Source organism: Raoultibacter timonensis (assembly GCF_022845715.1).
GTDB classification, from domain to species: domain Bacteria; phylum Actinomycetota; class Coriobacteriia; order Coriobacteriales; family Eggerthellaceae; genus Raoultibacter; species Raoultibacter timonensis.
On the sequence record NZ_AP025564.1, the window covers coordinates 700,936 to 716,308 of the forward strand.

Genomic DNA, 15,373 nt, shown 5'->3' on the forward strand with positions numbered 1-15,373 from the left:
TTCTCGTGCGTCAGGTGCGGGAGGCATTGTCGAGTTGCGCTTATCGATGCAGAGAATCTCGAGAAAACGTTCGAGCGTCTTACCGAACTGAACGAGAAGGGCATGAGCAAAGACTGGGTGGCGATCCTGCGCTCGATGCGCTGGGCAGACGCATGTCGATGGCGGTATGTAGCTGCGGATCTCGAGGTTTGTGCGGGAAGCGGGTATGGCACCTGAGCCGGCAGACCAGCTACTGTGAAACCCCTTACCCAATCATTGACAAACCGTCGCAAGTGTAAAGCAAACTGCATCATGTGCCTTCCTATACTAAAGCTCAGGGCAAAAGGGAGATTGCCCGAGACCTACTGAGGGAAGGGGCTGGATAACGTGACGCATGAAAGCAAAGCGAGTCAAAACATGTCGCGAAGGTCTTTTGCGACCGTACTGGCGGGGGGTGGTGTTCTGGGCGCTTCCCTTGTTGCGACCGGCGGTCTTGTCGGTTGCTCGGACGGCGACAGTCAGAGAGAAAAGAACCGAGCATGCTTGGACGAATGGTTTGCCCACACGGGGGAAGATAGGCTTGAGCCCCGCATGGCTTGCTGGAACCAGACGGACGATACGCTGTTTTCCGTACCGCTGTACTTCGGAGGAGAGTCCCTGATCGTCGAAGGCTACGACGCCATCTACGAGCAGGAAAGGCTCAACGTCGAGCACTACAGCACGTGGGCGTTCAACATTGTCGAATCCTTTGAGTGCGTTGATCCGAACCAGTATTGGTTCAAAGTCAAAGGGGAGGGAATCCTGAGTGCAGGCGACGACGACACGCCCATCACGCTCGATCCCATGATCCTCTTCTTTGAAATGAAGGACGGCAAGATCCAAGTATGGGAGGAGTACTTCAATCCGCTCTCGATCTACGTCCAGTCGGGGATCACGTTGCCCGAGATGTACTAGTCGTTTGTCTTACGTATACCAAGGAGGAGTACCATGGATAATGCAAAGAGGGAAGCAATCGAGAATGCCCTTTCGCGTCGATCGTTTATTACCGGTGTTGGGGCGGCGGCGCTTGGGGTTGCGGGCGCCGGGATGCTGGCATCCTGCGCTCCCGGGGGAAATGGTGAAGCACCCGAGAAAACGGGCGACGGCTCGGCGGAGCCAGCCGCTTCCGATGCTGCGGCGAAAACAAGCCCCTACGATGGGTTCGAGCTTTACGAGTTCGTAACGGCGGATGAAACCGTCGAAGCCGACGTCGTCGTCATAGGCAGCGGCACCGGGGGACTGGTTCCTGCTATCAACTTGGCCGAGGAAGGCTATTCTGTTGTGCTCCTTGAAAAGATGAGCATGTGGGGCGGCAATACCAATTTCGCCGAAGGATGCTTTGGCGTTGGAACGGAGATGCAGAAAGAGCAGGGCATCGAATTCGATTGGCACGAGCTTCTGCTGCAGGAGCTGAACTTCCAGAACTTCAACTCCAATCCGAAGATATGGGAACTCTATATCAAGCACTCGGCTGAAGACTTCAAATGGTTCACCGATCACGGGGTCAAATTCGAGGGAGTTTTCGGACCGGGCGGTGGAGCTGAAACGTGGCACCTGTTCGAGGGGCATCACGGCGATTCGGCCGTTGCGGCAATGATTCCCGCTGCGGAAGCCGCAGGTGTCGATTTGCGCCAAGAGGTGAAGGCTCTGGGCCTTCTGATGGAAGACGGGGTCTGCGTCGGCGTCCAAGCTCAGGATAAGAGGGGCAGCATCATCGACTTCAAAGCGAAGGAGACCATCGTTGCGACGGGCGGAACCTCGGAGAATCACGATGGGCTGATGCAGACGACTAACCGCAACATCGATAGGACGAGCTATCAGGGCGGTACTGGGCATGACGGCGATGGCCTGGGTATGGTCGCTCAAGCGCTTGACGAAACGCCGAAGGACGTCATGATGGCGCTCATCGGATCGACCATTGCCGGCGCGCGCATCAGCTCCCATTTGGGTCTCGCCGCCGGCTGCGAGCCGAAGGTGCTCTGGGTTAACCACAATGCCGAGCGCTTTATCGACGAGACCATGTCGGCCTTGCAGCTGACGGCCGTCAACAACGCGCTGCTTACCCAATCGGATGCGTTTGCAATTATGGACCAGGCACTATGGACTTCGCTTGAGACGGAAGGTGTCACCTTCGGCCTCGGTGCCTACTTGACGGCTGGCGAGCCGGCAACAAAAATGCAGGAACAATGGGATGCCCTTGAGCCGGAGGGCAACTGCTTCAAAGCCGACACCATCGAAGATCTTGCTGAGCAGATGGAGGTCGATCCTGCGATGCTCAAGCAAACGATCGACACCTACAACGGCTACTGCGACGCGGGAAGCGATGAGGACTATCGCAAAGATCCTGCCTATCTGATTCCGTGCGAGACCCCGCCGTTCTACGGATTCAGGCTCGCGGCTCTCCACATCAACACGATGGGCGGTATTCGAATCGATCAAGACTGCCATGTCATCAATAAGAACTACGAGGTGATCGAGGGTCTTTGGGCTTCGGGTGTCGATTGTTCGGGCTTCGCCGGCGAGACGTACGGAATCGTCCTTCCCGGCTCCAATCAAGGAGTCGCCCTGTTCACGGGACGGCAGTGCGCTCGCGCCATCTTGGATAAAAACGCCTGATTGACGGATTATCACTCCCGGGAGAAGCTGTCGTTGGCAGCTTCTCCCTGTTATCATGAGATTGTCGGAGCGACTTTCATCGATACCATGGGAGCGGGCCATGCATTCACACAATGAAGGTGCGTCGGAAAAAGCCGAGATCCCTTTTGCTATCCTCGGGGCTTTGGAGCGGCTCCTCTGCACATCGTCGCTCTCGGAGATATCGGTTACTGCCATATGCGAAGAGGCCCATATCTCACGCGCAGCGTTCTATCAGCATTTTTCCGATAAGCGCGAGGTGGGTAAATGGCACTACGGATTGCTGTGCGCCCAGCATCTCGACAACGTGGGATCGATGGGGTACCGCCAAGCGAACCTGGCCATGCTCGAGGGGTTTTCTCGCTATCGCTCCTATTACAGCAATGCGTTTGTCGAGCAAGGCGAACAGTCGCTTTTCCAGTATGCGCTCTACGAGCGCGAGAAGAAGCTCGAGCAGATTATTTTCGAGGATAAGGGAGTTGCCTACAGCGTCGCCTTTTCCTATCAGATCGCTGCGTTCAACGCCGCTGCCGTGCAGGCGGTTGTCACCTGGATTCAGCAGGATATGCGCATGCCGCATGCCCGGATGGCCGAGTTGCTCGATGTGATCATTCCCCCAAAGATACGAGAGGCGCTCGAGGGCTGTGAGTCGGGATAAGCGAAGAAACGAGGGGCTGCGATGCGAATAGGGGAGAGGGACGAGGGAGTAGCAAGCGGTCGTGAAATGTGCATGCATATCACGACATGCATGAACGACCTTCTGGAGAACGAGAGCATCGAGAGTCTTTCGGTCAAGGCTATTTGCGAAGCGGCCGACATCAGCAGAACGACGTTCTACAACCATTTCTGCGATAAATACGCGTGCTATCAGTGGCACCTCGATCACCTCTATGAGGATATTCTTTCCCAGGCGGGGAGGACATGCACGTTTCGCGAAGCGAACTGCAGAATGCTATCCGAAGTCAAGCGTTTGAAGCATCTCTATGTTGCTGCGGCGAAGCTTTCGAGCAGCCAGTCGCTGGCGCTTTTTGCGCAAGGGAGGCGGGAACGCGATTTGACTGAAACGCTCGTATACCATCGGGGGATTGCGATTTCGGACAGGATAAGCTTTCAGATCAGGGCGCTTGTCGCAATGGAGGTCACCTATGTTTTGCGATGGTTCAAGGAAGGCATGCCCCTCTCGGTTGACGAAATGGCCGACGGACTCGACGAGATCGTTCCCCCCCGACCTGAAAGCGGTCTTGAATACCTTCCCGAGAAGTTAGCGGAAGCCGAATGAAGAGCGACGCCTCGGCTTTGAAGAGAAACGTATGCGGCACTCGGGTAACCTGCCGAGTGCCGCATTGCGGGAGGGGCTTTTCGAAGGCATGCCCCGTATTCTACGAGAGGTGCGTTTCGCACGCATGCTCAGCGGCTGTGAGCCCTGAGTAGATCGCGTAGCTTACCAAGCCCCCGGACATCGCGTAATTGTAGGTCTCCTTGTAGAGCTTGTTGCCGTCGACTCCCACGCAATACAAACCGGGAACTGGATCTCCGTCGGTATTGATAACCTGGTTGTTGTAGTCCACGTCCAGCCCGCCGATCGTGTTGGTGACACTGGGATCAAGCCGCACTGCGTAGAACGGGCCTGCTTCGACGGGCGTAAGGTACGCAGCGTCCTTGAGGTAGTCTTCATCCGTGCCGGCAGCACAGAACTCGTTGTATCGCTTGATGCTTTCGCTCATGGTTTTGGCATCGATGCCGACGGCTTTCGCAAGATCCTCTACTGTATCGGCGACGAATGCGTTGCCCATATCCCGGTTGATGCACTCGTCGATTTGAGCCTGGAAGTCCTCGATATTCGATCCGACGGTAAATGCCCTCCATGCGCTGAAAATTCCGTCGCCGCTTTCGAACCGATCAACGATTGCCTGATCGAAAACGCAGTAACACTGCTTCTGGCTCATGATCGCGTTTACGAAGAGTGCTTTATGGGCGCGAATAAAAAGGCTTTCGTCCATGCAGCGGTTTCCATCTTGATTCAGGAACAGCAGGGGCTGATTGCAGCATCCGATGACAATGGGGTCGGCTGTCGCGTATCCGTAGACATGTATGGCGGGCAGGATCGCGGTCATGTACGTTCCCGCTCCTACGTTCTCAGCCATGATGACGGCATCGCCTGTGCCGGTGGCCGTTGAGTTTGCGTACGTCATATCCCAATCGGTCAGTTGCTCGATAAGGGCTGGGTTAGCCGCGTAGCCGCCGCACCCGGCGATGACCGCCTTTGCGGATATCTCGAGATACGTGTTGTTCGCGGTGTCGTGTGCGTACACTCCCGCAACGGCTCCCTGATCGGTTTTGAGGCAAACGGCAGGTGTTTGCGTGAGAATTTCCGCTCCCTGCTCTTTGGCACGTTCGGCCAGAAAGTCGATGAGGGTTTGCCCGGATTCGTCTGCCCACCAATGGAAGCACTTGAACGAGCTTACCGCTTTCTTGTAGATGTCGACGCGATCGAACTGGTAGCCTTCGTCCATGAGCCAATCGGCAGATCGCCCGGACGATGATATGAACTTGTTCCAGAGAACCGCGTCGCAGCGATAATTGGTGTACACGTTCTCTTCGTCTACGAGTTCGGCCACTGACGAAAGCTCGATGCCGTTTTCGCTTTGGAGCTTGCTTCCCCAGCCGAACATTCCCTCGGTTCCAATCGTGCTGCCGCCGAGGGAAGATCCTTTCTCGAGTACGATCACGCGCGCTCCCAGTTCGGACGCCCGTACGGCTGCGCTGAGCCCGCTTCCGCCGGAGCCGAGGATTACGATGTCGCATTCGCGGGTTTCCGTGACTTTCGAGGAAACCTCGGATTCCGATTCGACGATGGATGCTGCGAGCGCTCTTTCGTTTTTAGCAGCCGGCGAAGAGGGCTCGGTAGCCTGCGCGGTTTTATCGCCGTTCCCCTCAGCTGGCGAACAGCCGCTCATAAGGCCAGCAGAAGCCAATCCGGCAAGAGCTCCCGCTGCCGCTGCGCCTTTTAAAAAGTTCCTACGATCGAGTTCCATGAACATCCTCCTTATGCGTTCGTTTACAGCAGGATGACCGTATGCGGTTTCGACGTGTCTTCAAACACACGAATGCGGTAGATATGCGATCCAACATGTTTTATGTAGGTATGAAAAATGCGATAGGTTCCGTATGGGAGCGCGAAACCGCCGTATGGGTCTACTCCGCTTCGAACAGGTCGATGAGCTCTTGCTTGCTGTGAACACCGGCTTTGAGGTAGATATTCTTCATATGGAACCGGACGGTGTTTTCGGAGATGGTCAGCTCGTCGCTTATGAACGATACGCTCCTGCCTTTCAGGATCAGGCGGACGATGTCCGATTCGCGTTCGGTGAAAGAAAAGCGTTCGATGAAGGTGCTATCCAGGTCCAAGGCGGGATGAGCGCGGCCGCTCTTCCTTTTTCGGAAGGCGTGGATGAAGCCGAGGACGGAGAGCCCGTATATGATCAGCAAGGCAACAACAAGCTTCTGCGTGGTTCCCAGAAGGCTCGCCGTGTCGGGGCATATAACGGGGCCTGCCAAGTAACCGAGCATCTGCATGAGGTAAAACGGCCCGAGGACTCCGCAGTAGATGATCGCGGGATGGATGGAGCGAGCGCGCGCAGCATCATTGCAGGAGAGCATGAGGACGATTGACGAGAGACCGAACACCACGTAGAACATCTCCGCGAGTATGAAGAAGTAATCATGTTCGATAAGCGGCATCAAAAGGACGGCTGTGACGCAGACGGGCAACGCGATTTTCGCAAGGATATCCATACTCGGATACGAACGAAACCGAACTATATACGCGGCTGCCAGCAGTCCCGAGATTATGCGTCCGAAAGAAAACAGGTTGCCGAGAAACGAATTGTCTGAAACCACCAGCGTCAGTGCGTAAAAGAGCCCCCAAGCGAAGCCCATGGAGGCTATGATGAGTATTGCCGACCAGCTTTCCCTGAGGAATAGCACGAACCGTTTCCCGCTTTGCTGCAGAAACGTTTTCGGGGGATGCCTATCGTCCTCGGTATTCAAATAGAGCAGGATGCTCGCCGACAAGGGGAGAAAGACAAAGATGCTCGACAGGAGCACCGCAACGTCGGGTAGCCACCTGACTGCGAAGTACAGAACACCGGCAATAACCGTCCCGCTCACCTGTACTATCATCGCGTTTCGGGAACCGAGGCGATAAAGCGCTTGCTGCCAGAGAAAAATGCCTATTGCGCAGCCCATGCCGATACATACGCCAAACAGGCTCACTAACACGGACTCGCTTGCAAACGAAAGCAACGATGTGGATACGGCAAGCACTATGCCGACGACAAAGCATGCGAGCATCAATCGCACGAAGTTTCTTGTGGAGAATGCGTTTTTGTGTCCAAGAAATCGATATGCGACGCCCAGGAGGATGATGGCAAGGGGGAACACGATGTTGCTTGCGATGGTTGGAAGCGAGCGCAGGCTTATGTCATCTGCGCCGACGAGGGTTAGCAGGGAGAATTGCCAGAAAAGAAACGGCTGGAGGATCATATGGGAGGTAAACCCGATAATGCAGATCGCCCGAAGCTGGCCAGTTGCCAGTTTCTTAGGTAAGGGAAGCATTTTTTCTCGTGTCTTTGCCATTTGCGATAATCTACTTCCATGTATGGATAGGAGTTCGGGAAATGATCCACGCGCACCCGTTCCCGCAATGCCGGGAACGCGATTTCGATTACCAGGGCGGCAAGCACCGTGTTTGTTGCCGTCCGAGGCACCGTACAACCCACCCTTGTTGCAACAGCACCAGCCTATGTAGAATACCATAAAGCTTAAGACCTTAAGGTAAAGGCGCAGAAGGACGTAACACGAATCGGCTCCGAGCGCGCAATGCCGGGCTTTCGGGGATCCGTTTCCGAAGCGGGGCGTTCTTTCACGGATTACAGCCTCGCGAAAGAACATATATTCGGTTTGTTTGCTCTTGCTATAATGAGCCGATGACCGGCAGGACAACATACGAAAACGCGGTTCGGGGCGTCGCGTACGACAAAGCAGGCAGGGAGACTTCCTCGCCGCTAGGCCTCGGGGCGTGGTCGTTCTGCTTCTTCGGGTTCGCGTTCGCGCGCGCCTGGCTCGAAATCGTCACCTACCGAACGACCACCCTGTTCGCCTACGATGCTTGGGTCGGAGAAGATCTGTTCACGGTGGCGATGGCGCTCTCGTTCATCCCCTTTGCGCTGTTCGCACGCAAGCTTGCACCGCTCTACCCTAAACGGTACATGGCGACGCTCTGCACCGTTTCGATGATCGTTTCGGGGCTTGCCTTCATGGCGGCGAGCATGGTTCCCTTCCTTGCGCTGCCCATGGGCATCGTGGCCATCGTCGGGGGAGGGCTCGGGTCGGCGTTGTCGATCCTTTTGTGGGCCGAGCTGCACAGCTGCTTCGAGCCGTTGCGGGTCGTGCTCTACATCGCGGGCGCGTTTCTGCTCGGGTCGTTCATGGCGTGGGTGCTGCTCGATCTCGACATCGTGCGGCTCACGATCGTCCTCGTGCTGTTGCCCGTGCTCTCGCAGGTAACGCTGCGGGCGGCGTTTCGCCTTGTTCCGAAAGCCGATCTGCCGAAAAAGACGTGGGGAAAATTGCATTTCCCCTGGCGGCTTCTTGTGGTGCTCGGCATCTACCAGTTCGTGTACGGCGCGAAAGGCGAGGCGAGCATCCCCTCGAGCGAGCCGTTTCTGCTCGGTACGATCGCCGCGTCGGCCGCCGTGCTCGCCATCGCGCTCTTCGCAGCGAAGCGCTTCGATTTCACGCTCTTGTACCGCACGCCCTTCGTTCTGATGATGTGCGGGCTGGTGATGACGTTCCTGTCGTTTTCGGGAACGAGTCTCGTCGCGGGCTTCTTCATCGCGGCGGGATACTCGCTCATGTTTCTGGTGCTCACCATCCTCCTGTGCGACATCTCTCATACCTACGGGGTGTCGGTGCTCGTTTTATGCGGCATACAAGAGGTGACGTTGATCGCGATTCCCGCAGGTCACATGATGTCGCGCGCCTTCATGGGGGAGCATGCGCTCGTGGCTGCGGATTCTGCCCTTGTCACCGCCGTGCTCACGATTCTCGTGGTGATGGCAACCGTCGCGCTGTTCTCTGAAAAGGGCGGATTGCGCACGTGGGGCGTGGCGTTTTTCGGTGCGGGAGGAATCGCCGAGGAAGATGCGAAGGCGAAGCTTGTCGTCCGCTGTGCGGAGACCAGCGCATCGTTCGGGCTGAGCCCACGCGAGGCGGAAGTACTCGAGATGATAGCGCTCGGCAAGAATTCGGCGGTTATCGAACGCGAGCTGTGCATTGCGAACGGGACGCTCAAATCCCATACGCGGAGGATATACCAGAAGCTCGGCGTGCACAGCCGCGAAGAGCTGCGCGATCTGCTTTCCGCTGGAGAATAAGACCGCGCGGACGACTTCGGTTTCGCCGTCCGCGCGGCCGAGCGCTGTTTGGAGCCAGCGTCCCGACGTCAATGGATGCCGAGAATTCCCCCCATTGCATACGACCAGGCTACGGCGATAACAACGAATGCGATCGAGGTGAACCAGCCCGCTTTGGCGGTATCCGAGAACTTGTACCAGCCGGTATCGAAGGTCATGTTGAGGGCTGGGCAGAGCGGCACGAGGTAGCTTCCGGCAATCAGGCATACGATCAAGAACGCGGGAAGAAACGGCGGTATGCCCACGACGGTCGCATACGTCATCATCGGGGGCAAGAAGATGGCCACCCACGACGGCGAGATCGGGCAGAAGGTATGCAGCAGATAGAGAAACGCTGCGATGGCGAGCAGTGCGGCGAACACGGGCATCTCGGTGATTCCCGATTGCAAGAACAGCGTTGCGATGAAATCAGCTGCACCTGTGGATGCGATGGCGGCGCCGATGCTCAGAACGCCTCCGAAGAACATGAACAGGTTCCACGAGGTTGCCCGCTCGAATTCCGACCACGTAACGATGCTGATTCCTGGGAAGAATAGAAGCAGCATGCCTGCCAACGCAACGGTTGTCGCGTTGAACAGCGGAATCCAATTGCCGAGAATCCATAAGGTTGGGAGGATGATGAGCAACGCAAGGCATTTCTTATCGAGTGCGTTCATCGGTCCCGTCTCGAACTTGGAGCCGAGTACCTCTTGTACGGCGTCTTCGGTAATATGCTCGGGAGGGAACGCCTTGATAAGGGCGAACCATGCAATGGGCAGAATCGCCACGCAGATCGGGATGCCGTAGCTCATCCAGGATAGGAAGTTGATCTGCAAACCCGTTGCCTGGGTGTAGAGACCTGCAGCCAGCACGTTCAGGCTGTGCCCGATAGGCGTGGTGAACCCGCCGAAGAGCGCGCCGAACGAAACGCCCAGCAAGAGGCATCGCCCCAGGTTTGAAGAGCCCTTCTTCGCTCCCAGGGTGTCGAGCAGAGGTAGGGCGAAGCTCATCATCAGGGCGACGGCGCCGGTGTCGGTCATGAACGACGATATGACCGCAGCGGCTGCCATGAGCATTAAGACGAGCCTTTTCGAATCGCCTTTCGCCAAGACGATGAATCGTTTGGTTAGCCTCAGGCCCAAGGTGCTTTTCTGCATGAGGAGCGTCATGCAGAAAACGCCGAGGACGAACCATGTTGTCGTGGTGATAAACCCTGAAAAGGCATCGCCAAACGTGGGCACAACCCCTAAGACCAGCAGCAGAAAACAGGCGAGAACCCCCGTCATGCCGGTAGACATGCTGCCGCAGAACCACATGAATATTGCGCCAGCCAGGATGGCAAGGGCCAAGATGCCCTCGTGGCCGAGCATGTCGCTGCCGGGAATCAGCATTCCCGCGGCGACGCAGACGAACATAGCGACGAAACCGAATACTTGCTTTGCGTGCATCGTTACCCCGTTCATGCACTACCCCCTTACCTGCTTCGGTGTTTCTTCGCTCTTGGAGGCTTCCGTTCTCTTGGAAGCCTCCAATACGCTTCAGAAAGAGTTGTTGATTGCGCTTTGCCTATACGGTGAGTTCCTGTGCGCCGGGAGCCTTGGGCGCACCAGGTGCACCGGGCACTTTGGGCGCTCCGGGAGCACCCGGCGCTTTGGGTGCACCGGGGGCGCCTGGTGCACCGGGCATTCCCGGCATTGCGGGCTCCGCAGGCAATTCGGCGCCGCACTGCGGGCAGGCGGTGTCGGTTACGGATGCGGTCGCTCCGCATTGGGGACAGGTCTTATCTGCGCTCAGGGATGCGGGTCTGAAACACATGGGATATATCCTTTCGTTGTTAGCATTGAACTACGGCGCGCGGCGTTTTCCGACAGCTGCCCTGCGCTATCCCTCTTCCTTGAGGGCGTACAGCGTCTGCTTCGGTTTCGCTGCGAGGTCTTTTGTCAGGTCTTCGACATCGCCGATTTTCAGAACGTTTGCCTGGCAATGGTGCACGCACATAGGTACGCCGTCGTGCGCTTTCGTGCCGCATTCGCAAAGGTCGCATACGTCGGTAAATACGGGAAGGTACGTGTCTTGCCATGCGTCTTTTGCTATTTCCCATGCGCCTTCGTGGTGGACCACGACGCCTGCGCGGTTGTTGGGCAGGTCGTGGGATACGGCGCAAGCGATCTCGCAGGTGTGGCATCCCGTGCAGAACTCGTAGTCGACCAAAATTCCTCGTACCATCGCTTACTCCTCAATCTTATCGATCGTCACCAGCATGTTCTTGTAGTCGCAGCCGAAGCCTGCTTTGCCTTGGTCGAATTTGAACAGGGTGTTGCAGTTGTACTCCAGCGCACCGAACAAGCCGTCTTCTTCCGAGCGGCCTTCGCTTTCGGGGAACCACCAGCCGTGGTCGGTGCTGGCGATCCCGGGGGCCATGGTCTGGTCGATGACCACCTTGCGCTTGCATGATCCGAACTGGTTGCGCAGCACGACCCATTCGCCGTCTGCGAGATTGAATTTCTCGGCGATATCGGCGGGCACGAGTACCGTCGGATCGGGATGCAGCGCGCGCATGCGCGGAATCTGACGATGCTCGCTGTGGAAGAGGCTCCAGTTGCGCGATCCCGTGGTTAGCACGACGGGGAATTGCTCGTACTCTTCGGGGGTCCGATAGGGGCTGTGGGTGGGCTCTTCGTACACCGGCAGCGGGTCGAGTCCGTAGCCGTTGTAGAGCGTGCACCACAGCTCTATGCGGCCGGTGCGGGTGTTGAACCCGACCTGTCCGTCGGGGCGCAGCTTCCCGGTTTTGTATTTGTGGTATTCAAACGGCAGGTACACGGGCGCTTGCTCGCGCACTTCCTCGAACCGCATGCCCGTTTCCGCAAAGATGCTCGAGAACATATCTTCCTCGTTGTCCCACGGATAGGCGTCGGGGTTGAATCGTTTGCCCAGTTCCCGATTCACCTGCATGTCGCTACGCACGTCTATTCCCTCGCTACGCCGATCGACTGCGCGGTTGATGGTTTCGGCGCGCTGTACGCCGTCACCGATACGGATGCCCTGGCGCTCGGGGAACGATGCCGCGGGGAGCACCACGTCGGCCAGCTCCATGATGGTGGGTGTCATGAACAGGTCGATGGCCGCTACGAACTCGAGTTTGTGGAACGCTTCGATGAGGTACTCGGGGTCGGGTGCGGTATTCACGAGGAAGTTCGTGGTTTGGATCCAGGCGCCTTTCATGGGGTGATCTTCGCCCTTTTCGTTTTTGCCCGTCATGATGGTGTTGTACACCTCGTCGGCATCGGCTTTGGAATAGGCGTCTGCCACCATGGGGAATTTGGAATCGCCGATGCGGTTCTTCCTTTTTTCTGGGTCGAGCAGCTCGCGACCCCAGCCGCTGAAGTACATGAGGATGTAATCGGGGCATATCATACCGCCCGGGTTGTCTACGTTGCCGGTGATCGCTTGGATGCAGGTAATGGCGTGGCCTGCGGCTACGGCGTTCTTCTGCATGTCGACGGCTACGCCCCATTGGAATATGCAGCCATCAGCTGCGGCGATGATGCGAGCGGCTTGCCTGATCTTGTCGGCCGGTACCCAGGTTACCTCTTCGGCCTTTTCAGGCGTCCATTCCTGAACATGGGCGGCAAGCTCGTCGAAGCCGTAAGTCCAAGAATCGACGAACTCGTGATCGTACAGATCTTCGTTGATGATAACGTTGAGCATGGCCATGGCCATGGCTGCATCGGTGCCCGGCCTGATCGGCAGATGTACTTCCGCCTTGTTTGCCAGCCAGATGCGCTGCGGATCGATCGTGATAATCTTCGAACCGCGTTTCATGCAATCGACGACCCAATGGCCGTACAGGCCGTCGGAATTCGATTTCAGCGGATTGTTGCCCCATACTACGATGACTTCGGGTACCTTCCAGTTGGGGTCGTCGTAGCGGTCGACGAACTGCTGGGAGTAGTCGCCCACCCAGAACGATCCCGTAACGCACATGGCGCCGGCAACGCGCGGGCCGTAGCAGGAATTGCCGGACATGCCGAACACGTTGTTCGGGCTGCCGAACGACCAGGCAAAACGGGTGATCCACGGTGCGATGTCTCGTCCGGTCCCCTGGAAGAAAGCAACGCTCTCGGGGCCGTATTCCTCGCGGAAGCCATTGAACTTCTCGTAGATGAGGTCGTACGCTTCATCCCAGGTGATAGGCGTCCAAGCATCTTTGCCGCGATCCTTCGGATCCCTTTTCATGGGGGTGGTCAAGCGGTCTTCGTGGTAGACGGCCTCCATGGCATCGAGGCAGCGCACGCACAGGCGGCCCTTGTTGAACGGATTTTCGGGATCTCCCTCGATCTTGACGAGCTTTCCGTCTTTGTCGGTGTAGAGCAGAATGCCGCAACCGAGGTGGCATCCCGGACCCGACCAGGCGCTTCCGCGGGTGACAGTGAGGCCGTCTTCCGTAACGTACCTCCATGGTTTTTCATGCTCTATGGTTTGAAACTTCTTTTCCATTGTTTCCCTCTCGCTTTGTCCTTTGTCTTGCAGAAACAGTTTCATCGGGCGCGTCGGGCGGCATTCCTGCCAAAGATGCCGACGGGGAACGCCCTGGTGGCTTGGGAAGAGGCATGCCGCAGACTTCGCAGGTGCGCGCACGGGGAGGATTGGAATGCAGACACTTGGGGCAGAGGCCCTCGGGTATCGGATCGCGTACGCTCCCGGTGCATTTTCCGCAGTTACAGCAGCAGTAGCACATCGGTTCACCTCCGTTTGCTCGGACGCCGACTGTTTGCCGGATCCGTGTTTCATGGGATCCGGCAAACGCAGCGGTGGCCGGGGCTGGCTAGAAAACCAATCCCACCGAGGCCAAGCCTGCGCAGATGGCGCAGAGCACGATGGCCGGAATGGCGCATGCTATGAACTGCTGCGGCCAGACGTGCTTCATCTTGCAGCCGGTCACATCGAGGTTTACGAAAAGGCCGCCCGAATAGGGAACCGTAGAGCAGCCTGCGGCGCCGATCGAGACGATTCGGGTTAGGGCATCGGCGTTTACGCCGGGGATGGCGAGCCATTGTGCGCCGAACGTGTTGCAGACCGCCGTCGATGTCGCACCGGCCGATCCGCAGATTACGCCGAGCAGCTGGGTTGCGATGAAGCCTTGGAAGTACGGGTTGCCGGCGGACCCCATTGCAATGTCCACAAGCGATTGGAATGCGGGCGTTGCGGAGAGCACCGAAGCGAATGCAACCATGCAGAACATCGCGGATGCCGGGCTCAGTCCGCTCATGAGGCCGTCGAATACGCTCTTCTTCATGCCTTCGCCGACCGAAAGGCCGTTCTCCTTATTCTCGTAAAACTTGAAGTTCAGGGCTAGGCAGATGATCGTGGCGATGACGTTCGCCGTAACGACGGCGGTTGTCGCGCTCATCTTCGGGATCGGGCCGAAACCGTTGCCCAAGATAACGAAGAGGGCGAGCAGGACGACGATCGGGATGATCGAGCGCACCATGCTCGGGCAGGTCTCGATCGAGCGCGATTTGATGGGAAGGCCGACGCCTTCCTCGAAGGTGTGGTTGCGCTTTGCCGCCCAGCGATCAAGGCGGTAGATGAACCACACGTCGAATGCGAACCACAGAACGGTGGCGATGATGCCCCAGCCCGGCGCTGCCGTGACGGACGTCCCCAGGATTTGCGCAGCGGCGACGTTGCCGGTTTGCGGAGATCCCGGCATGGCCATGTTCGCCCCGCCCAGAAGACCCATGTACATGATGGTCAGGAAAATGTAGCGGGGTTTGTTCATCGCGCGAGCGATGGGGATGGCGAGCGGCCAGAACACGAAGACGATGACCAGGGCGTTAATACCGCCGTATGTGAGAATCATGCAGATCAGGATAAGAACCGGGTAGATGAACTTCTCTCCTGCTTTGTCCAGAACCCATTGAGCGATGCGGTCTGCCGCACCGCTGTCTCCTATCACCTTCGCATACATGGCCGAGGTAAGGAACATGAGAATGAAGGTGGTAACCCAGTTGCCCGCAGCGGGCAAAAAGTAGTCGGTAAGGGTCCCCCAAATGCCAAATCCGTTGAAAACGCCGATGATCAGTGTGGCGATCAGCGCACACACGATGGCATTCCATCGCCGCCATGCTAAAACGACAAGCGCGGCAATTGCCAGAAGAATACCTAAAACACCCAACACAAGCATCACCCCTAACTGGAAACGTTTCAGATACAATTGCGACGATCCTGCGAGCTCTACAGAATCCTTCGGGGAAAAATAT

Annotated in this window: 12 protein-coding genes; 5 read left to right on the top strand and 7 right to left on the bottom strand. The window is 57.3% G+C overall.

The genetic code is table 11. The annotated features are described in order from the left end of the window. The first annotated feature begins 396 nt into the window (after positions 1-396). From MWL89_RS02735 to MWL89_RS02750, 4 genes are all read left to right on the top strand, one after another. The gene (locus MWL89_RS02735) at positions 397-933 is read left to right on the top strand and encodes a PhzA/PhzB family protein (RefSeq protein WP_244411666.1); all 537 of its coding nucleotides are present in this window, start codon (positions 397-399) and stop codon (positions 931-933) included. A gap of 33 nt (positions 934-966) precedes the next feature. Further along, positions 967-2,634 (top strand): FAD-dependent oxidoreductase, encoded by a 1,668-nt coding sequence (locus MWL89_RS02740; RefSeq protein WP_244411667.1) that lies wholly within the window; start codon positions 967-969, stop codon positions 2,632-2,634. 100 nt (positions 2,635-2,734) lie between these two features. Then, entirely contained in the window at positions 2,735-3,310 is a 576-nt protein-coding gene (locus MWL89_RS02745; protein WP_244411668.1) for a TetR/AcrR family transcriptional regulator, read from the top strand. Between the two features lie 90 nt (positions 3,311-3,400). Further along, entirely contained in the window at positions 3,401-3,931 is a 531-nt protein-coding gene (locus tag MWL89_RS02750) for a TetR family transcriptional regulator (protein WP_244452963.1), read from the top strand. A gap of 100 nt (positions 3,932-4,031) precedes the next feature. On the opposite strand, the gene MWL89_RS02755 is transcribed toward MWL89_RS02750, so the two are convergent. Then, entirely contained in the window at positions 4,032-5,687 is a 1,656-nt protein-coding gene (locus MWL89_RS02755) for an FAD-dependent oxidoreductase (RefSeq protein ID WP_244411670.1), read from the bottom strand. Positions 5,688-5,847: 160 nt separating this feature from the next. Then, entirely contained in the window at positions 5,848-7,290 is a 1,443-nt protein-coding gene (locus tag MWL89_RS02760) for a LuxR C-terminal-related transcriptional regulator (RefSeq protein WP_180995134.1), read from the bottom strand. 350 nt (positions 7,291-7,640) lie between these two features. Between MWL89_RS02760 and MWL89_RS02765 the strand changes: the two genes are divergently transcribed. Next, positions 7,641-9,089 carry a helix-turn-helix transcriptional regulator gene (locus tag MWL89_RS02765; protein ID WP_244411671.1) on the top strand — a complete coding sequence of 483 codons (1,449 nt, stop codon included), beginning with the start codon at positions 7,641-7,643 and terminating at the stop codon, positions 9,087-9,089. A 68-nt stretch (positions 9,090-9,157) separates the two neighbouring features. On the opposite strand, the gene MWL89_RS02770 is transcribed toward MWL89_RS02765, so the two are convergent. From MWL89_RS02770 to MWL89_RS02785, 5 genes are all read right to left on the bottom strand, one after another. Then, positions 9,158-10,570, bottom strand: coding sequence for an SLC13 family permease (locus tag MWL89_RS02770; RefSeq protein WP_102379128.1), 1,413 nt, complete (start codon positions 10,568-10,570; stop codon positions 9,158-9,160). A 103-nt stretch (positions 10,571-10,673) separates the two neighbouring features. Continuing rightward, positions 10,674-10,922 (bottom strand): zinc-ribbon domain-containing protein, encoded by a 249-nt coding sequence (locus MWL89_RS16440; protein ID WP_482124268.1) that lies wholly within the window; start codon positions 10,920-10,922, stop codon positions 10,674-10,676. 66 nt (positions 10,923-10,988) lie between these two features. Then, the gene (locus MWL89_RS02775) at positions 10,989-11,333 is read right to left on the bottom strand and encodes an oxidoreductase (protein WP_102379126.1); all 345 of its coding nucleotides are present in this window, start codon (positions 11,331-11,333) and stop codon (positions 10,989-10,991) included. Between the two features lie 3 nt (positions 11,334-11,336). After that, entirely contained in the window at positions 11,337-13,607 is a 2,271-nt protein-coding gene (locus MWL89_RS02780) for a molybdopterin-dependent oxidoreductase (protein WP_102379125.1), read from the bottom strand. A 328-nt stretch (positions 13,608-13,935) separates the two neighbouring features. Next, positions 13,936-15,291, bottom strand: coding sequence for a GntP family permease (locus MWL89_RS02785; RefSeq protein ID WP_146040648.1), 1,356 nt, complete (start codon positions 15,289-15,291; stop codon positions 13,936-13,938). Between the last annotated feature and the right edge of the window lie 82 nt (positions 15,292-15,373).